At 70.5% G+C, this 19,159-nt stretch carries 16 protein-coding genes and 1 pseudogene; 6 read left to right on the top strand and 11 right to left on the bottom strand.

Going from position 1 to position 19,159, the window contains the following annotated elements; all coding sequences use genetic code 11:
• Positions 1–81: 81 nt before the first annotated feature.
• From JFB92_RS04155 to JFB92_RS04145, 3 genes are read right to left on the bottom strand one after another with little or no spacing between them, the layout of a single operon-like run.
• The gene (locus JFB92_RS04155; protein WP_199035169.1) at positions 82–501 is read right to left on the bottom strand and encodes a hypothetical protein; all 420 of its coding nucleotides are present in this window, start codon (positions 499–501) and stop codon (positions 82–84) included.
• A 55-nt stretch (positions 502–556) separates the two neighbouring features.
• On the bottom strand, positions 557–1,126 hold the full coding sequence (locus JFB92_RS04150; RefSeq protein ID WP_199035167.1) for a hypothetical protein: 570 nt from the start codon (positions 1,124–1,126) through the stop codon (positions 557–559).
• Positions 1,123–2,037 carry a methyl-accepting chemotaxis protein gene (locus JFB92_RS04145; RefSeq protein WP_199035165.1) on the bottom strand — a complete coding sequence of 305 codons (915 nt, stop codon included), beginning with the start codon at positions 2,035–2,037 and terminating at the stop codon, positions 1,123–1,125. Before JFB92_RS04145 ends, JFB92_RS04150 begins: the two co-directional genes overlap by 4 nt.
• 322 nt (positions 2,038–2,359) lie before the next feature.
• Between JFB92_RS04145 and JFB92_RS04140 the strand changes: the two genes are divergently transcribed.
• From JFB92_RS04140 to JFB92_RS04125, 4 genes are all read left to right on the top strand, one after another.
• Complete coding sequence (locus JFB92_RS04140) at positions 2,360–3,124, top strand: IclR family transcriptional regulator (protein ID WP_199035163.1); 765 nt, start codon at positions 2,360–2,362, stop codon at positions 3,122–3,124.
• A gap of 172 nt (positions 3,125–3,296) precedes the next feature.
• Positions 3,297–4,082 carry an MIP/aquaporin family protein gene (locus tag JFB92_RS04135; RefSeq protein ID WP_199035161.1) on the top strand — a complete coding sequence of 262 codons (786 nt, stop codon included), beginning with the start codon at positions 3,297–3,299 and terminating at the stop codon, positions 4,080–4,082.
• Between the two features lie 78 nt (positions 4,083–4,160).
• Positions 4,161–5,702, top strand: coding sequence for a glycerol kinase GlpK (glpK, locus tag JFB92_RS04130; RefSeq protein ID WP_199035159.1), 1,542 nt, complete (start codon positions 4,161–4,163; stop codon positions 5,700–5,702).
• Between the two features lie 16 nt (positions 5,703–5,718).
• Positions 5,719–7,332 (top strand): glycerol-3-phosphate dehydrogenase/oxidase, encoded by a 1,614-nt coding sequence (locus tag JFB92_RS04125; protein ID WP_199035157.1) that lies wholly within the window; start codon positions 5,719–5,721, stop codon positions 7,330–7,332.
• A 25-nt stretch (positions 7,333–7,357) separates the two neighbouring features.
• Here JFB92_RS04125 and JFB92_RS04120 read toward each other — a convergent pair whose 3' ends face one another.
• Positions 7,358–7,906 carry an ArsR/SmtB family transcription factor gene (locus JFB92_RS04120; RefSeq protein ID WP_199035155.1) on the bottom strand — a complete coding sequence of 183 codons (549 nt, stop codon included), beginning with the start codon at positions 7,904–7,906 and terminating at the stop codon, positions 7,358–7,360.
• A gap of 61 nt (positions 7,907–7,967) precedes the next feature.
• Here JFB92_RS04120 and JFB92_RS04115 point away from each other — a divergent pair, with 61 nt between their 5' ends.
• Positions 7,968–9,266: an MFS transporter gene (locus JFB92_RS04115; RefSeq protein WP_199035153.1), complete on the top strand. Its 1,299-nt coding sequence runs from the start codon at positions 7,968–7,970 to the stop codon at positions 9,264–9,266.
• On the opposite strand, the gene JFB92_RS04110 is transcribed toward JFB92_RS04115, so the two are convergent.
• Entirely contained in the window at positions 9,237–10,094 is an 858-nt protein-coding gene (locus tag JFB92_RS04110; RefSeq protein WP_199035151.1) for an NAD(P)H-binding protein, read from the bottom strand. The genes JFB92_RS04115 and JFB92_RS04110 overlap by 30 nt on opposite strands.
• A 175-nt stretch (positions 10,095–10,269) precedes the next feature.
• Between JFB92_RS04110 and JFB92_RS26805 the strand changes: the two are divergent.
• Positions 10,270–10,488, top strand: a pseudogene (locus JFB92_RS26805) (sigma factor-like helix-turn-helix DNA-binding protein); the annotation flags it as partial.
• A gap of 158 nt (positions 10,489–10,646) precedes the next feature.
• On the opposite strand, the gene JFB92_RS04105 reads toward JFB92_RS26805, so the two are convergent.
• The 6 genes from JFB92_RS04105 to JFB92_RS04080 all read right to left on the bottom strand — a co-directional run bounded on the left by JFB92_RS04105 (position 10,647) and on the right by JFB92_RS04080 (position 19,106).
• The gene (locus JFB92_RS04105) at positions 10,647–12,725 is read right to left on the bottom strand and encodes a beta-galactosidase (protein WP_199035149.1); all 2,079 of its coding nucleotides are present in this window, start codon (positions 12,723–12,725) and stop codon (positions 10,647–10,649) included.
• A 63-nt stretch (positions 12,726–12,788) separates the two neighbouring features.
• Positions 12,789–13,703, bottom strand: coding sequence for a carbohydrate ABC transporter permease (locus JFB92_RS04100; protein ID WP_199035147.1), 915 nt, complete (start codon positions 13,701–13,703; stop codon positions 12,789–12,791).
• The gene (locus JFB92_RS04095; RefSeq protein WP_199035145.1) at positions 13,700–14,635 is read right to left on the bottom strand and encodes a carbohydrate ABC transporter permease; all 936 of its coding nucleotides are present in this window, start codon (positions 14,633–14,635) and stop codon (positions 13,700–13,702) included. The genes JFB92_RS04100 and JFB92_RS04095 overlap by 4 nt, the downstream gene beginning before the upstream one ends.
• Before the next feature lie 2 nt (positions 14,636–14,637).
• A complete protein-coding gene (locus JFB92_RS04090) occupies positions 14,638–15,993 on the bottom strand; it encodes an ABC transporter substrate-binding protein (protein ID WP_199035143.1) in 1,356 nt (451 codons plus the stop codon).
• The gene (locus JFB92_RS04085) at positions 15,990–17,030 is read right to left on the bottom strand and encodes a LacI family DNA-binding transcriptional regulator (RefSeq protein WP_233162285.1); all 1,041 of its coding nucleotides are present in this window, start codon (positions 17,028–17,030) and stop codon (positions 15,990–15,992) included. Before JFB92_RS04085 ends, JFB92_RS04090 begins: the two co-directional genes overlap by 4 nt.
• 171 nt (positions 17,031–17,201) lie before the next feature.
• A complete protein-coding gene (locus JFB92_RS04080; RefSeq protein ID WP_199035137.1) occupies positions 17,202–19,106 on the bottom strand; it encodes an elongation factor G in 1,905 nt (634 codons plus the stop codon).
• Positions 19,107–19,159: the final 53 nt, after the last annotated feature.

Raw genomic sequence — 19,159 nt, 5'->3', positions numbered from 1 at the left:
GTTTCGGACTGCCGCTCCGGCCGGGTCCGAAGACGGCGAAGGGCCCCACCGCCCGAAGGCGACAGGGCCCGAGCGGCCGCTCTAGGAGAGCGACTGCAACTGGGTCTTGGCCTGATCGAAGGTGCTGTGCACCTGGCCCAGCTGCCCCGAAGTCTCGGTGAGCGCGTCCTTGATCGTCTGGAGCTGCCCCGACAACTCGGTGATCCGCTCCTTGACCGTCTGGAGCTGGTTGCGCGCGTTCTCGACCGAATCCCGCGCCGCCCCGACCAGTTCGGCGTTCTCACCGTAGCCGAGGGCGGCCGTCTGCGCCTGGAGCTCCTCCAGATTGCTCATGGCCGCCTCGGTGTCGGCCGCGACCCCCTCGAGCGCCTCTCCGGCGCCCCCCGTCTGCCCCTGCGGGCTCTCCAAACCCTCGCCCGCTCCAGCCACGGCACCCTGCTGGGTCTCGACCGAATCCTGGACCGCCTGCAACTCATTGATCGAATCTTCGACCGACGCCATGCCGATGCTCCTTCATCTCAAAGGGATTAGCCCGAACGCAACTCAGTATCGGACCTCATTCTCGCCCATCGGGGGCCGAGGGCCCCTCCGGCTCGTCCTCGGGAAAGGCGTAGCCCGCCTCGGGCACCTCGCCGTCGGGGTACCAGCCCTTCTGGTGGGCCTCCTCGACGACCGGGATCGACGGATCGGACGGGACCGGCTGGAGGGCGTAGTCCAGGTTGAACACCGGTTCGTCGAGGACGTCGTCGGCGAGCATGACCCGCCCGTGCCAGCCGTCGGGGGTCACCATCGTGAAGCACTCCGAGACGTACCCGCCGTCGCCGAGCAGCGCGCGGGCCCCCGTCGACTTGGACAGCACGGTCGCCAGCGCCACCACGCTGAGCCCGCCGACCGCCTCGATCAGCTGGTCGTGGCCGGTGAGCGAGCAGCTGAACTCTCCCGAGCGCGGTTCGCCGCCGATGACGGCCATCGGGTACGGCATGTCCTTGCGATCCAGAAGGAGCCGTTCGAGTTCGTCGGTGGTGCCGATGAACACGCTCTCTGAAGGGACGGCGAACCGCTCGGCCATCGCGTCCCGGAGCGCGGTAGCGGACGTGCCGCGCTCGAAGATGATCTCGAAGATCATGGACGGTCCCCCTCTTCGTCCCCGCGGGTGAGTTCGTACAGCACCGCGGCCCTGTCCCAGTCGCCACCGCCGATGCTGAGGTTTCTCAGGAAGTGCTCGGGCCGCTTCGCCCGGTCGCCTCCCGCGAGCATCATCCCCTGGAGCGCCTTGTACTCGCCGCTCGTCAGCGGAATCAGGCCGTCGCCCGCGACCGGGTAGAGCCTGGTCTTGCCGTCCTTGTCCTTGGCCGCGTACTGGCGGCCGTTGACGTGGTACCGCTCGGTCTTCTTGTTCCACAGCGCCTTGCCCGACCTGATGGCCTCGGCGTCCTTCACCAGATCGATGTAGGGCAATGCGACCGTGTTCTCCTTGTCCACGTATTTGCTCTTGGCCACCTTCCGGAGCCGGTGCCGCGAATGCGGGTTCCCCAGTCTCATGTGGTTCCGGGGCAGTTTGAACCGCAACTCCGAAAGGAACTCCCGGGCGCCCGATCCGCCGGAGGCTCCGCCCGATAACGGCAATGACGAAAGCCGGCTGATCGCCTCTTCCACGGCCGTGTCGGACTGGTCGAGAGTGCCCGAGGTCTCGCCGAGCGTCCGGCGCACCAGGCCGATCTCGCTGGCGGCCTGCTCGACGTGCTGCCGGGCCGCCAGCAGGTGAGCGGTGGCATTGGAGACGCGCTCCTTGGCGTTCTCGACGCTGGCGGCCGTGGAGTCGTAATTGAGGGCTCTGGTCGCGCTCGCCAGTTGCTCGAGTCCGTCCGCGGCCGTGGCGGTCGAATTCGAGACTTCCTCTATCGCCCTGGACGCCTGGTCTATCGCTCCCTGATGCCGTTCGAGCTCCTCGGAGGCGCTGGACACCTGAGTCCGGCCGCCGTCTATGGAGTCGCGGACGGCGCGGAGCTGGCTGATCGAATCCTCGACTACGGACATAGGAGTCTCCTTTGCCGGGTTTGGCACGCGTCATCCATGTTAAGGGAGCGGCGGCATTCCGGCCGTCCCCGAAACCGGTGTAGCCGGTTGTTGTCGCGAAACCGACACAGAGTTGCGAGCCGAGGTCACGACGGCCGGAGCCGCGGCGGGGCCCGTGCCCATGCGAATCCCGAATCCGGGCCTGGAAGACTTCGGGGAAGCCCTTGCCCGGGCCCAGTCGAGGCGACGGCCCATCGCGCCCATCCCCGAGTCCCGTGGTCGGCAAGAGCCGATAGCGTTTAGCATTGTCGAACGCGAATGAACGAACGGAGGTGCTGCCGCGATGGCGAGGAACATCCAGTCGGTGGAGCGAGCGGCCGCGATGCTGCGCCTGCTGGCGGGCGGCGACCGTCGCCTCGGGCTGTCCGACATTGCCTCCGCCCTCGGCCTGGCCAAGGCCACCGCCCACGGCATCCTGCGCACGCTCCAGAACGAGGGCTTCGTCGAGCAGGACCCCGAATCGGGCCGCTACCAGCTCGGGGCCGAACTGCTGCGCCTGGGCACCTCCTACCTCGACATCCACGAGCTGCGCGCCCGGGCGCTGGTGTGGACCGACGACCTGGCCAGGTCCGGCGGCGAGGCGGTCTACGTCGGCGTGCTCCACCAGCAGGGCGTCCTGGTCGTCCACCACGTCTTCCGCCCCGACGACTCGCGCCAGGTCCTCGAGGTCGGCGCCATGCAGCCGCTGCATTCCACGGCCCTGGGCAAGGTCTTGGCGGCCTGCGACCCGGTGGCCCACTCCGAGCTGGTCGAGGCCAAGCGCGAGCCGTTCACCGCGCGCACCGTCACCGATCTCGACGAGCTCGAGCAGGTCCTGGGGGACATCCGCGATCGGGGATACGCCACCGACCTGGAGGAGAACTGGGAGGGCGTGGCCGCGGTGGCCGCGCCGATCTTCGACCGGCACCGCCTGGCGGTCGGCGCGGTCGGCATCACCGGCGCGGTCGAGCGCGTCTGCCTCGACGGGGCCGTGCGCCCCGAGCTGATCGCGGCCGTCCGCGACTGCGCCAGGTCCGTCTCCCGCGACCTCGGTTCGGGCCGCTTCTAGCCCATTTTCTTCACTCGAAACGCCTGCGCCCCAGGCGTTTTCCCTCTGTGAGCAAAATCATGTGGCATTTGTCACATGCAATTGACGATTCGAGGAGTTCGGGGAACACTTGCGTACGTTGGTCGACAATGTCGAACAACAATCGGCTCAGAACTTGACAAGGGAGTCAACGTTGTCCACCTCCGACATCATCATCGGCGAAGTGCTCGGCACGGCGCTGCTCATCCTCATGGGCGCCGGTGTCTGCGCCGCCGTCACCCTGAAGCACTCCAAGGCCAAAGACGCCGGATGGGTCGCCATCTCCTTCGGATGGGGATTCGGCGTCCTCATCGGCGCCTACGCCGCCGCCGGAGTCTCCGGCGCCCACCTCAACCCCGCCGTCACCGTCGGCCTGGCCGTCGAGGGCGGCATCCCCTGGTCCGACGTCCCCGTCTACATCGCCTCCGAGACGGCCGGCGCCATGCTCGGCGCCTTCCTGGCCTGGATCGCCTACTACGGCCACTTCAAGGCCCACCTGGCCGACCTCGCCCCACATGGCGGCCCCGGCGCCCAGGCCACCGCCGAGGCCACCCACGCCAAGGCCGGCCCCGTCCTCGGCGTCTTCTCCACCGGCCCCGAGATCCGCAACACCGCCCAGAACCTGGCGACCGAGATCATCGGCACCTTCGTGCTGCTCATCGCGATCCTCACCCAGGGCCTGAACGAAGAAGGCACCGGACTCGGCGGCCTCGGGCCGCTGATCGTGGCGCTCACCGTCGTCGGGATCGGGCTCTCGCTCGGCGGACCCACCGGCTACGCCATCAATCCCGCCCGCGATCTCGGCCCCCGCATAGTCCACGCCCTCCTGCCGATGCGCGGCAAGGGAGGATCGGACTGGGGCTACGCCTGGATCCCGGTCGTCGGCCCGATCATCGGCGCGGTCGCCGCCGGCGTCGTCTACAACGCCGCCTTCGGCTGAGGCTCGCCCGTGAACCGCGCCGACACAACCAGTCCAACATCGAAACACCGCCACGACAACGACGTTCAGGAGCGCAACATGACCGACGCACACACCGCGGGCCCGTTCATCGCCGCGATCGACCAGGGCACCACCTCCAGCCGCTGCATCATCTTCGACCGCGACGGCCGCATCGTCGCGGTCGACCAGAAGGAGCACGAGCAGATCTTCCCCAAGCCCGGCTGGGTCGAGCACGACGCGGCCGAGATCTGGACCAACGTGCAGGAAGTCGTGGCCGGGGCCATGGTCAAGGCCAAGGTCGCCAAAGAGGACATCCTCTCCATCGGCATCACCAACCAGCGCGAGACGACCATGCTGTGGGACCGGCACACCGGCCAGCCGGTCCACAACGCGATCGTCTGGCAGGACACCCGCACCGACACCCTCTGCCGCGAACTGGGCGGCGAGGTCGGCCAGGACCGCTTCCGCCGCGAGACCGGCCTGCCCCTGGCCGCCTACTTCGCCGGTCCCAAGATCGCCTGGCTGCTCGACAACGTCCCCGGACTGCGCGAGAGGGCCGAGACCGGCGACCTCCTGTTCGGCACCATGGACTCCTGGGTCATCTGGAACCTCACCGGCGGCCCCCGCGGCGGCGTCCACGTCACCGACGTCACCAACGCCTCCCGCACCCTGCTGATGAACCTCGACGACCTGAAGTGGAACGAGGACATCGCCGCCGAGATGGGCGTCCCCATGCGGATACTGCCCGAGATCCGCTCCTCCTCGGAGGTCTACGGCGAGGTCCGCGGCGGCGCCCTCGGCGGACTGCTCGGCGGCGTCCCCGTCGCCTCGGCCCTCGGCGACCAGCAGGCCGCCCTGTTCGGGCAGACCTGCTTCGGCGCCGGGGAGGCCAAGTCCACCTACGGCACCGGCACCTTCCAGCTGATGAACACCGGCGAGAAGCTCATCCACTCCGAGTCGGGCCTGCTGACCACGGTCGGCTACCGCATCGGCGACGCCGATCCGGTCTACGCCCTCGAGGGATCCATCGCCGTCACCGGCGCTCTCGTCCAGTGGATGCGCGACCAGATGGGCCTGATCAGCACCGCCGCCGAGATCGAGACCCTCGCCTCCTCGGTCGAGGACAACGGCGGCGCCTATTTCGTCCCGGCCTTCTCCGGGCTCTTCGCCCCCTACTGGCGCTCCGACGCCCGCGGCGTCATCGCCGGGCTCACCAGGTACGTCACCAAGGCCCACATCGCCCGCGCCGTCCTGGAGGCCACCGCCTGGCAGACCCGCGAGATCACCGACGCCATGATCAAGGACTCCGGCGTCGAACTCGCCGCGCTCAAGGTCGACGGCGGCATGACCTCGAACAACCTGCTCATGCAGTTCCTGTCCGACGTCCTCGACGCGCCCGTGGTGCGCCCGATGGTCGCCGAGACGACCTGCCTGGGCGCCGCCTACGCCGCCGGTCTCGCCGTCGGCTTCTGGGACAGTACCGAAGACCTGCGCGCCAACTGGAGGCGCGCGGCCGAATGGACTCCGGCCATGGAGCCCGAGGCCCGCGAACGCGAATACCGCAACTGGCTCAAGGCCGTCGATCGGACCATGGGCTGGATCGAAGAGGACCAGCAGTAGAGATGGAGCAGCGGCCATGACCACCTTGCAGCCCACCCGGGGGACCGGCGACTTCCCGATCGCGCACGACGCCGCGGCCACCAGCCGCCCGCAGATGCGCGACCGGCTCTCGAAGGGCGTCTTCGACCTGCTGGTCATCGGGGGCGGCATCCTGGGCATCTCCACCGCCTGGCACGCCGCCCAGTCGGGGCTGCGGGTGGCCGTGGTCGACGCCGGCGACTTCGCCGGGGCCACCTCCTCGGCATCCTCCAAGCTCCTCCACGGGGGACTGCGGTACCTCCAGACCGGCGCGGTGAAGCTGGTGGCCGAGAACCACTTCGAGCGCCGCGCACTCACCCGCCAGGTCGCCCCGCACCTGTCCCGGCCGCTGACCTTCTACCTGCCGGTCTACAAGGGCGGGCCGCACGGGCGGGCCAAGCTCGGCGCGGGCGTGTTCGCCTACTCGGCGCTGTCGGGCTTCGGCGACGGCGTCGGCCACCTGCTGAACCCGGCCAAGGCCCGCGTCGACGTGCCCGAGCTGCGCACCGAGGGCCTGAAGTCGGTCGCCGTCTACGGCGACAGCCAGATGAACGACGCCCGCATGGCCCTGATGACCGTCCGGGCCGCGGTCGCCGCCGGCGCGACCGTGCTCAACCACGCCGAGGTCGCCGGGCTGCGGTTCACCGGCGGGCGCGTCAGCGGGGCCGACGTCCGCGACCGCGGCGACGGCACCGAGTTCGGCGTCGACGCCCGCGTGGTCCTCAACGCCACCGGCCCGTGGGTCGACCGCCTGCGGCGCATGGAGGACGCCGGGGCCGACCCGTCGGTGCGGCTGTCCAAGGGCGCCCACCTGGTGCTCAAGCGCACCTCGCACTGGCGGGCCGCGCTGGCGACCCCGATCGACAAGTACCGCATCACCTTCGCACTGCCCTGGGAGGACATGCTCCTGCTGGGCACCACCGACGAGATCTACGAGGGCGACCCGGCCGACGTGGCCGTCACCGACGCCGACGTCGACCAGATCCTCGGCGAGGCGAGCCTGTCGGTCCGCGACCGCCAGCTCGACCGGGACCTGATCACGTACTCCTTCGCCGGGCTCCGGGTCCTCCCCGGAGGGCCCGGAGCCACCTCGAAGGCCAAGCGGGAGACCGTGGTCACCGAGGGCAAGGGCGGGATGCTGTCGGTCGCCGGAGGCAAGTGGACGACCTTCCGCCACATCGGGCGGACCGTCATGGACAAGCTCGCCGCCATGCCCGGCCACCCGATCGGCTCCGAGATGGTGCCGCTGGACCGGCTGCCCAAGATGCTGCCGCTCCCGGGCATCGCCAGCCCGCACGCCGTGCGGCACCGCCTGCTGGCCGACGGCGCCGTCCCGGGGCCGGAGCTCGGCACCGACACCGCCTCCCACCTGGCGACCCACTACGGATCGCTGGCGTTCGAGATCACCCGCCTGGCCGCCGCCGACCCGCGGCTGGCCGAGCGCGTCCACCCCGACGCGCCCGAGATCTGGGCGCAGGTGGTCTACGCCCGCGACAATGAATGGGCCCAGACCGTCGACGACGTGCTGCGCCGTCGCACGACCCTGACCATCCGCGGCCTGGACACCCCCGAGATCCGCTCGCGGGTCCAGGCGGTGCTCGACCAGCGCTGAACGTTCGCGGGCCCGGAGGGCAGGCTCAGCCCCGGTCGATGTCGGGGTGGACCGACAGGAACAGCGAGTACGGCCGGGCCCCCGGACCGGGCTCGGTCGCCTCGAGCTCGTCGAGCAGCTCCTTGAGGCGCCGGACGACCGTCCGGTGCTGCTCCTCGTTGAGCAGCAGTCCCAGTCTTGAGGTGTCCACCTGCGAGGGGTCGTCGACCTTGGCGACCTCGTCGGCGTACGCCTCCATGATCGCGGTCGACAGGTTCGCCCGGAACCGGTCGCCGTACTGGAGCGTCCATGACTTCCGCGTCGACCGGTAGGGGATCTCCCGCGCTCCCCGGGCCCCGGTCCGCGCGTCCTGCGCTTCGAGGAACCCGGTCTCGACCAGCTTGCGGACGTGGTGGAGCACGGTCGCCGGGTTCGCCTCCAGTCGCTCGGCCAACTCCTTGTTGGTCAGGGCCCGGTCCCGGCACAGCCGGATGATCCGCAGCCGCACCGCCGAGGCCAGCGCCTTGGCCTCGGCCTCGGTCGCCAGCGGCCGCTCCTCGTCCGGGGCCGGTCCGGACTCGCCTCGATCTGCCACGAGATCATAGTAGCGATCGCAGTGATTGACTTTTCCCAATCGATTGGGAATACTCAATCGCATGGGAACCCTCCTGCAACCGCCTCCCGAGCGCGAAGACCGGCTCGGACTCCTCCGCGACCGGGACTTCCGAGGACTGTTCCTGTCGACCACCGTCAGCCGGTTCGGTCAGCAGATCACCATGCTGGCACTGCCGCTGGCCGCCGTCCTCGCTCTGGAAGCGGGGGAGTTCGAGGTCGGCGTCCTCAACTCGATGACCATGCTCGCGTTCCTGCTCATCGGCCTGCCCGCGGGCGCCTGGATCGACCGGATGCGCCGCCGCCCCGTGCTCATCGTCGCCGACCTGGTCCGCGCCGCCGTCCTGCTGACGGTCCCGCTCGCCTGGTGGGCCGGGGTCCTGACCATCTGGCAGCTGTACGCCGTGGCCCTGACCCTGGGCGTGTTCACCGTGTTCTTCGACGTCTCCTACCAGAGCTACCTGCCGCACCTGGTCGGCCGCACCCGCCTGGTCGAGGGGAACGCCAAGCTCGAGACGGTGGGCTCCACGGCCCAGATGAGCGGCCCGGTCCTGGCCGGGCAGCTCATCGAATGGCTGACGGCTCCGGTCGCCCTGGCCTTCGACGCGGTCGCCATGGGCGCGTCGGCCCTGTTCGTGGTGCGCATCCGCCGCCGCGAGCCGCCGCCAGAACCCGGTCCCGGCACGAGCATCGCCGTCGAGATAAAGGAGGGGCTCGCCTTCGTCTTCCGCAACCGGCTGCTGGCCTCGATCGTCGCGGCCGCGGGCTGGTTCAACATGTGGTCGGGCGCCTACATGACGATGATCGTGGTCTTCCTGCCCCGCGACATCGGTCTGAGCGCCGGCCAGATCGGGCTGGTGTTCGCGCTGTTCGGCGTCGGCGGCGTTGTCGGCGCCTTCACCGCCCGGCCCCTGGCGGCGCTCCTGGGCGAGGGACGCATCGTGTGGATCTCGCTGGCCGCGAGCGCCCCGGCGCTGCTGCTGATGCCGGCCGCAGAACCCGGATGGCGCGTCTGGATCGCCGCCGTCGGCATGGGACTGACGGGCCTGGGGGCGGTCGTCTACAACGTCAACCAGTTGAGCTTCCGCCAGCGTCTGACACCCGACCGGATGCTCGGCCGGATGAACGCGACCGTCCGATGCGTCGTGTGGGGCGTCAACGCGATAGGCGCGCTCGGCGGCGGGCTGCTCGGAGAGCTGCTCGGTGCCCGGGCGACCCTGTGGATCGCCGCGAGCGCCATGTGCCTGGCGTTCCTGCCGACGTTCTTCTCGCCGCTGCGGAACATGCGGGAGCTGCCGCGGTCCGACGAAGCCTCAGCCGACCGGGATGCCGGAGCGACGTAGGAACTCCGCGAACGTCTCCTGCGGCCGGCCGGTCAGCTCCTCGATATCGGGCGAGACGGTCGAGAACCGTCCCTCCCGGCACGAGTCGAACATCGTCGCATAGGCATCGACCAGCCATTCGGGTTCGCCCTCTGCCCGTAGCCCGGAGCGGTACTCGCTCGCGTCGAGGTCGGAGAAGCGCAGCGGCCGACCCGCCGCCGCGGCGGCGGCCGCGCAGCTCTCCCCACCGGTCAACGCGGCCGGGCCGGTCAGCTCCACGACACCTTCCGACCGCCGCCGAGCGGCCGAAGCCAGCGCCTTCGCCACGTCCTCGCGGGAGACCAAGGACATCCTCGAACCGCCGATCGGCAGCGCCAGCTCGCCCGACGCGAGGGCCGGAGCCAGCCAGGTCTCGGTGAAGAAGTCGGCGAAGATCGAGGTCCGGGCCAGACAGTGGTCGATCCCCGCCGCGGCCAGCCGCGCCTCGGTCTCCCGGTGGGCGGGGGAGTAGTAGAACCGGGAGTCGGGCTCGACGTCGAGGATGCTCGTGTAGACCACATGGCCCACCCCGGCCCCGACGGCCGCCGCGATCACGTTCCGGTGGTGCCGCGCCATGGTCTCGGCCCTGCCGTCGCTGGAGACGAACACCAGCGTCTCCAGGCCCGCGAAGGCCCGCTCCAAGGACGCCGGGTCGTCGTAGTCCGCGCCGCGCGCCGTCAGCCCGTCCCGGCGAGGCACCGCCCGGGGACGGCGGGCGATCGCGACCAGCGGAGGGCAGTCCGGCTCGGCGAGGAGGTGACGCACCGTGCGCGAGCCGACGCCGCCGGTGGAACCGGTTATCCCGATCATGTGAGGCGGCCTCCGATGTCGTGGTCGTGCGCTCGGATCCTATCGAGCGGACCGCCCTCGACCCGCCTCCGGGAGCGGTGGAACCTGTATTGTCGCGCTTGCACCCAGCGAGCGGCGACCGGCGACCGGCGGGAGGGCGAGCGATGACCGCGACCGGGACGCCCCGGCCGAGCTCGCCGGAGGCGTCGACCCCGAACGCGAAGCGGTCATGGCCGACTCGGTCGGGCGCGCCATGCTGGTCGTGCTCGACAAGCTCAGCCCGCCCGAGCGGCTCGCCTTCGTCCTCCACGACATGTCCGCCGTTCCCTTCGACCGCATCGCCCCGATCGTCCAACGCACCCCGGAGACCGCCAGGCAACTGGCCAGCCGCGCCCGCCGCCGTGGTCCCGGTGCTCATCGACGGCGACGCGGGCGCGATGTGGGCCCCGGGCGGATCGCCGCGATCGGTCATCTCCTTCACCATCGAGGGCGGCCGGGTCACCGGCATCGAGTTCGCCGCCGACCCGGCCTCGATCGACCGGTTCGAACTGATCGCCTTCGACGACCAGCGCCTCAGTCCTCGACCAGGACCCGCACGTCCCAGGCCCCCAGCCGCAGCGGCTCGCCCTCGGCGTGGCCGGTGCCGTCGACCGCGTCGGTCGCGGCGGCCGGCACGACGTACTCGGTCTCGTCCCACGACCAGTTGTGGACGAACCGGAGCGTCCGGCCCGCGCCGTTGCGCCCGCTGGTGACCGTCACGCTCGGGCCCGAGTCCCGCCGCGCGCTCTCCGGAGCGGCCCACTCGAACAGCGACTTCGCCAGCGCCGGGTTCGGCACCGTGCCCACATAGGTCACCCGGCCCGCCCCGTGCTCGGCCGTGGACGCGCACGCGAACTGCCCGTAGTGCGGGTGGACGTACTCCACCAGCGGCCGCGCCCCGGCAAGCCGCACCCCGTCGGCCCAGCGCGTGGCCGCCGCGTCCTCGGCGAGCGCCACCTCCGAGTCCGCGGCCGCGCGGACCTCCACCTCGGCGCGCAGGTTCGCGAACTCGTCGTACCAGGCCCCCGCCGCCTCGGCCAGCCGCGCTGGCTTGACGTCGGTGCGGGCCCGCGCCTCGGCGTCGCCGTAACCGGTGCGCGGCCCCGCGATCAGGTGCCCGCCCGCGGCCGCGTAGGCGGCCAGCCAGTCCAGGGTCGCGTCGTCGGCGGTGTAGAGCCCGGCCGCGACCAGCACCGGATACCGCTCGGCCACCGCCTCGGGGGCCTCCAACTGCTCCAAGTGCACGATCCGGGCCTGGAGTCCGGCTTCGAAGGCGCCGCGGTAGAACGCGCTCGATATCGCCTCGAACCCGCCGCGCTCGGGACCGCCGTCCTCGGCGGCGATCTGCGGGTGCGTCTCCAGCGCCCACTGGCTGTCCTTGGAGTACAGGACCGCCACGTCGGCGTCCGGTTCGAACCCCTCCAGGGCGCTCCCGGCCCGCCGCAGCTCGGCGCCGATCCCGGCCAGCTCCCGGTAGACCCGGCCCGGCTTGAGGCTGTGAGGAAGGATGCCGCCCCAGTACGTCTCGGTCCCGTAGTGGAGCGTGTGCCAGTGCCAGTACTCGACCATGCGGGCCCCGCGCGAGACCAGCGCCCACGCCGCCTGCCGCCACTGCCCGTCGAAGGCCGGCTCGCTGAACCACGGCTCTCCGATCGCCTGCGCGTTGGTCTCGGTGACCAGGAACGGCGCCTGCCGCGAGGAGTACATGCGGTCGGCCGAGTGGTACAGCGCCCACACCCCGTCGGTCCGCCAGTGCGAGGAGCCGCCGCCGTGCTGCGGCAGCTCGAAGGCGTCCTGCATCCGGTAGTACGGGTTCCCGGCGGTGATCGACAGCCGCTCGGAGACGCCCCGGTCGTCCACGGCCGGCCGCGGATACGAGATGCACGTGGTCACGAACTGGTCCTCGCGCGCGTACTCGCCGACGATGTCGGCCTGCCAGCCGATGAACTCCGTGGTCAGCTCGGCCTGGAACCGCCGCCACGCGAGCGCGTACTGCGGCTGCGCGTTCCCGTCCGGCCGCCACAGGTCCGCCCAGGTCGAGAGCCGGTGCGACCAGTACACCAGCCCCCATTCGCGGTTGAGCGTCTCGACGTCCCCGTAGGTGTGCCGAAGGTGGTCGACGAACCTCTGGAAGACGCCCTCGTTGTGGAACAGCTGGAGGCCCGGCTCGTTGTCGACCTGCCAGCCGATCACGGCCGGGTGCCCGGCGTAGCGGGCCGCGATCCCGCGGATGACGCGCTCGGCGTGGAACCTGAAGCCCGGGTGGGTGTAGTCGACCTCCTGCCTCCCGCCCCACGGGATCCGCTCCCCGGTGCGGTGCTCCCCGGCGATCTCGGGGTACAGCCTGGCCAGCCACGGCGGCACCGCGTAGGTCGGGGTGCCGAGCACGACCGCGATGCCCTTCTCGTGCGCCCCGTCGAGGACCGGCTGGAGCCAGTCGAGGTCGAACCGGCCGTTCTCGGGCTCCCAGGTCGACCACACCGACTCGCCGACGCGGATGACCGAGAACCCGGCCTCGGCCATCAGGTCCAGGTCGTCCTTGAGGCGGTCGTACGGCTGGTACTCGTGGTAGTAGGCGGCCCCGAACAGGACGGGGTTCGGCCAGTCGCTCATGGGTGGTTTCCTTCGCTCTGTGGTGGAGTGGGCCGGGCGGGGAACCCGCCCGGCCCGGTGCGGTCACTGCTTGACGCTGCCCGCGGCCAGTCCCGTCTGCCAGTAGCGCTGGAGGAACAGGAACGCCACGATCAGCGGCAGGATCGACAGCAGCGCCCCGGTCACGACCAGCGGCACCAGGTCGCCGCTGGCGCCGCCGGAGGCCGCGGCCTGCGCCTGCCACTGCGCCAGGCCCACGGTGATCGGATACAGGTCCGGGTCGTTGAGCATGATCAGCGGTAGGAAGTAGTTGTTCCAGGTCTGCACCAGGGTGAACAGCAGGACCGTCGCGAAGCCGGGCGCGAGCAGCCGCAGCGTCACCTGGAAGAAGATCCGCATCTCCCCGGCGCCGTCGATGCGCGCGGCCTCGATCATGGTGTCGGGCACGGCGCTCTCGGTGTAGATCCGCATCAGGTACAGCCCGAACGGGTGCGCCAGGGACGGCAGGATGATCGCCCACGGCGTGTTGGCCAGTCCGATCTCGCTGAACACCAGGTAGGTCGGGATGGCCAGGGCCGTGGCCGGGACCATCAGCGCCCCGAGCACCAGCATGAACATCGCCCGGTTGCCCTTGAAGCGGTACTTGGCGAAGCCGTAGCCGCCCAGGGCGGCCAGCAGCGCCCCGCCTCCGGCGGCGGTGACGGCGTACAGCAGGGTGTTGCCGAGCCAGCGGACGAACACCCCGTCCTGCTCGGTCAGGGTCCGGCCGATGTTGTCGAACAGGTTGAACTCCCCGCCGAACCACAGCCCGAACGTGGAGAACAGGTCGCCGGTGGTCTTGGTGGACGACACCAGCAACCAGAACAGCGGCAGCAGGAAGTAGGCCAGCACGGCGAGCATGGCGACGGTGAGCACGTAGCCGCCGCCCGAGCGCTGCTGCTTCGGGCGCGGGGCGGTCCGGCGCTCGGGCGTTCCCTTTGGCGGTGCGGTGGTGGTCATGACCGGCTCCTGCGGGTCGAGAGGTACATGAACAGGTACGATCCGACGAAGATGACCAGGCCGAGAATGAACGAGACCGCGGCCGCGTAGTTGTATTCCTGGCCGACGAACGCCAGGTTGTAGGCGTACAGGTTCGGCGTGTAGGCGTTGTCGATCACGTTGGGCGCCAGTGCCTGGAGCAGCTTCGGCTCGTTGAACAGCTGGAAGCTGCCGATGATCGAGAAGACCATGCACAGCATCAGCGCCGGCCGCAGCGACGGGATCTTGATCGACCAGGCGGTCCGCCACGGCCCGGCCCCGTCCACGGCCGCCGCCTCGTACAGCTCGGTGGGCACCGAGCGGAGCGCGGCGTAGAGGATCACCATGTTGTAGCCGGTGAACTCCCAGAACACGATGTTGGCCAGGGACCCGAGCATGACGTTCGATGCCAGGAAGTCCGGGGCGGCCGCCCCGATCATCTCGGCCAGCTGCGCGAACGGCCCGAAGTCGGGTCCGTACAGGAATCCCCACATGAGGGCGGCCACCACGCTGGGGACCGCGTAGGGCATGAACACGCCGATGCGGACGAACTTCGAGAGCCGCATCAGGCCGCTGTCCAGGGCCAGGGCGATGAACAGCGCCACCGCCAGCATGATCGGTACCTGGATGAGGAAGAACAGCGCCACGCGCCCGATGCCCTCGAGCAGCTGCGGGTCGGTGAAGGCGCGGGAGTAGTTCTCGAATCCCACGAACACGCTGCCGCCGATGATCTGCTCGCGGAACAGGCTCGTGTAGGCGGCATATGCCAGCGGGACGAGGATCATCGCGGTGAACACGATCATGAACGGCGCGATGAAGGCGTACCCGGCCGCGGCGTAGCGCTTCGATTCGCGCCCGCGGGCCGTCCCGGGGCGGGCCCCGGGAGCCTGGGTCTCGGATGTCGTCGTCGCCATGGCTACTTCACCGTGAATCCCTGGTAGTCGGCGTAGGTCTCGATGCGCGACTCCCATTCGGCCAGGGCCGCCACGGCGTCGCCCTTCTCGGTGAAGGAGGTCCCGACGGTCTCGTTGTAGTAGGCGTAGACCTGGCTCTGGAACGGCGACCACTGGAAGTCCTCGGTGACCGTGTCGGTGATCTGGGCGAACACCTCGTTGACCTGCTGCCCGCCGTAGAAGTCCAGTTCCTGGCCGGTGAAGTCGGGGTCGTCGAGGATCTCGAGGGTCGGCGGGTAGAGGAACTGCTCGGTGGCCATCATGTTCGCCGACTCGCTGTCGGTGTTGAGCCATTCGGCGAACTTGGCGGCCACGATCGGATTCTGGGTGGTGGCCATGACCGCCGATGTCGAGCCGCCCCAGTTGCCCGAGACGGGGTCGGCGTCGGAGTCCCACTGCGGCAGGGGAGCGGCCCGCCACTTCCCGCTGGTGGACTCGGCGGCGCCCGAGAGGAAGACCGGGCCCCAGGCGGCGGTCAGCCACGTGGCGTAGCGGTCCTGGTTGAACGACTGGTACCACTGGTCGGTGAAGTCGGGGTCGGTCGAGACCAGGTCCCGCTGGGCCAGGTCGCCCCAGTAGGACGCCACCCGTTTGGCGGTGTCGGACTGGAGGTCGACCTGGAGGACCTCGTCGGCGGTGCCCGCGAAGGGATCGGCCCCGGCCTGCCACAGCAGCCCCGAGAAGAACGCTCCCTGGTTGGGCGGCAGGTTCGTCAGGTACAGGTCCGGGTCGGCCTCGTGGATCGCGGCGGCGGCCTCGGCGAACTCGTCCCAGGTGCCCGGGACGTCGATCCCGTGCTGCTCGAACAGGTCGGCGCGGTACAGCATGCCGAGCGGACCGGTGTCCTGCGGGATCGCCCAGATCTCGCCGCCGGTGCCGGTGACCTGGCTCCAGGTCCAGTCCACGAACTTCTCGCCCATGCCCGCGTCGAGGTAGGGCCCCAGGTCCACCAGGGAGTCGGTGATCGAGAAGGTGGGGATCATCTGGAACTCCATCTGGGCCACGTCGGGCCCGCCGTTTCCGGCGCGCAGGGCGGTGCGGAGCTTCTGGTAGTGGGCGTCGCCCTGCCCGGCGTTGACGACCTCGACCTTGATGGCCGGGTAGGCCGCCTCGAACAGCGCCACCTCGTTCTGGATGTCGGGCACCCAGGTCCAGAAGGTCAGGTCGGTGGGCGTCGACATGGCCTCGTCGATGTCGGCCTGCGTGAGGTTGGTCGGCGGCGCGGGAGGTTCGTTCGCGCAGGCCGCCAAGCCCGCGGGGCCGGCCGCGGCGGCGGCCAGACCCTTGAGGGCGGTGCGCCGTCTGAATCTCGGATTCATTCGCGGTGCGTCCTTTCAAGTCGCTTCGTTGCGCTTGGCGAGGGGGGTCGCGCCGTCGAGGCGCGGACGATCAGGCGTCGTTCGAGCTGGAAGGCGCCCGAAGTCTCGGGGGCGCCGGTCGGCGCCCCCTCCATGTGCTGGAGCAGCAGGTCGAGTCCGCGGATCGCGTGGGACTCGAAGTCCTGCCGAACGGTGGTCAGCGGGGGGTTGAGGTAGGCCGCGGACGGAATGTCGTCAAAGCCGACCACGGAGACGTCGCCGGGGACGGCCCGGCCGGTCTCGGCCAGGGCCCGGACCAGTCCGATCGCCATGTCGTCGTTGGCGCTGAACACGGCCGTCACCTCGGGGTCGGCGGCCAGCCGCCGGCCCAGACGGTGTCCGGAGGCGGGCGTCCAGTCGCCTTCGAGGTACGGCGGGGGTTCGGCGTCCCGGGCGAGGTGGGCCTGCCGCCAGCCTTCGAGGCGCTCGCGGGAGGTCCACCACCGCTGCGGGCCGGCCAGGTGCCAGACCCGCCGGTGCCCCAGGTCGAGGAGGTGCTCGGTGGCCTCGCGGCTCGAGGCCACGGCGGATTCCCGCGCGAGCACGACCTGCGAGTCGGGCAGCCCGGGGGCGCGCCCGAAGCTGATGACCGGGACGTCTGAGGACAGCCGCAGGTGCTGGCCCTCGTCGATCGGCTCCGACAGGACGACGCCGTCCACGCCCTGTTCGAGGAGCCAGTCCACGCCGCCCTGGATCGAGTCGGGATCGCCTTCGGCGGTGTTGGCGACGATGAGCGAGAACCCGGCGGCCCGGGTGGCGCGCTCGAGGGCGACCAGCAGCGCGGTCGGACCGTAGAGAGCGGTGCCGAGCGAGACCACGCCGATGCGCTGGAAGCGCCCGGTGATCAGGGCGCGCGCGGCCGAGTTGGGCCGGTATCCGAGTTCCCTGGCGGCGGCCAGGACCTTCTCGCGGGCTCCGGCGCTGACGTAGCGCTCGTCGTTGACCACGCGTGAGACGGTCTTCTGGGAGACTCCGGCCAGCCGGGCGACGTCGTGCATGCCGGGCGGCCTGCGGCGGTCGGGCTCGGTTCCCGGTCTCGGGTGCTCCACGGCGCCTCCTCGCGTTCCGGTCCGATGGCCGCACCGGCTCTGACTACGTAGTCAGAAGTAATGTACGCAACACCCCGTGCCACTGTCAAGGGCACGGGGCGAGCAAAGCGTACTGACCGCTCAGTTCCTCCGAGGCGGATTCGTGCGAACCGGCCGATAGTGGTCGAGCTCGGTGATGAACACCGACCTCCCACGCGTCAGCCCCGGCAGCCGCGACTCGAAACCGTGCACGGACTCGGCGTCCATCAGCCCCCTGATGTAGCCGACGCCGCCGCCCGAGAACTGGCCCTTGATCAGTGCCCTCGAATCGATCAGCGCGGCCACGATCTTCCCCGAGGACCGGTCGGGGAACTCCAGCTGGAAGCTGTTGACCGGCGCGTACACGGTGGTCCCGGCCTCGTCGATCAGCTGGTCCAGCAGCAGCTCGGCCACCTCGCGGAACTGGCCCGGCTTCACCGGCCCGAGGTATCCGGAGGCGGTCACCGCCACCCGGCAGTCGGTGATCTCCCAGCCATAGGGGCCGCGGCGCAGCCTTCTGCGGACGGTCCCCTCGACCGCGTTGCGGTACGCCTTCGTCAGCGAGCCGCGCTCGACCTCCAGCTCGTACAGGACCCCCGACCCCGGCTCGGCCGGTTCGATCCTCAGCCCAAGTGTCACCGCGTGAGAGGTGGGCGCCCACCGGCCCATCTCGTGCAGCGCCTCGGCGACGGCGTACGGCCGTTCGATGTGGATCGCACGGGTCTTCTCGAACCTGACGGCGATCCCGAACTCCTCGTCCAGCAGCGAGGCCACGACCTCCTTCTGGACGTCCCCGTACAGCCGCACCGCCGTCTGGCCCGACACCTCGTCCAGGTGCGGGTCGACCAGCGGGTCGCGCTCGGAGAGGCTGGTCAGCGCCTTGGCCAGGGCGATCCGCTCGTTCCGGTCGACCGGCCGCACCACCGTTTCCAGGGTCGGCGGCGTGAACAGGCCGCGCTCCGGCAGCTCTTCGGCCGAGCCGACCGCGTCGCCGATCCGGACATCGGTCAGACCCGATGCCTTCGCGATGCTGCCGGGCGGCGCCGCCTCGGCGACCGTGGCCGTCCCGGATTCGAACACCTCGACCGAGGTCACCTTGCCCGCGTCGAGGGCGACCGTCCCCTCCGGCCCACGCCGGTGCACCTCCAGGTGCTCGCGGGCGACGAGGGTACCGCCGCGCACTCGGATGTAGGCGATCTTGCGGCCCGAGGCGGCGTGCTCGACCTTGAACACCGTCCCGCGCGGCCCGCCTTCGGACGACCGGCGAGGCGACGGCAGGAAATGTCGGATGCCCGCCGTCAGCGCCTCCACGCCCGCCCCGGTCACGGCCGACCCGAAGAAGACCGGGTGCGCCAGGCCGCGGCGGGTCTGCGCGGCCAGTTCGGCGGCGATGTCGACTCCGGCGGGGTCCTCCAGATAGGCGGCCATGAACTCGTCGCTGCCGTCGGCCAGGATCTCGGCGGCCGGCTCGAAGGCATCCGGCGCCGACAGGTCCACCGGCTCGGTCGCCGCCTCGGCGGTCCCGATGCCGCGCACGGTCGTCATCGGCACGATCGCCGGGGCCAGGTGCTCGGCCACCTCCCGCAGCAGACCGGCCTCGCGTGCACCGGCCCGGTCGATCTTGTTGACGAACAGGACCGTCGGTACCGCCAAACGGCGCAGTGTGCGCATGAGCACCCGCGTCTGCGCCTGGACGCCCTCGACGGCCGAGACGACCAGGACCGCCCCGTCCAGGACGTGCAGAGCACGCTCGACCTCGGCGACGAAGTCGGTGTGGCCGGGCGTGTCGATGAGGTTGACCGTCGAGCCGCCGAGCGCGAACGCCACGACCGCCGACTGGATGGTGATCCCGCGCCGCCGCTCCAACTCCATGGAGTCGGTCTGGGTGCTGCCGTCGTCGACGCTGCCGACGCGGTCGAGAATCCCGGCGTTGAACAGCAGCCGCTCGGTCAGGCTGGTCTTACCGGCGTCGACGTGTGCGACGATGCCCAGGTTGAGAAAGTCCATATGCGTTCGAAGTCCTCGGGTCGAGAGTGGTATGGCCGATCGTGTGGAACTTC

It is taken from the genome of Glycomyces salinus (assembly GCF_016428645.1).
In the GTDB taxonomy this organism is placed as follows: Bacteria; Actinomycetota; Actinomycetes; order Mycobacteriales; family Micromonosporaceae; genus Glycomyces; species Glycomyces salinus.
Note: the sequence above shows the minus strand (reverse complement) of the source record. Positions and strands in the feature narration are given on the sequence as shown.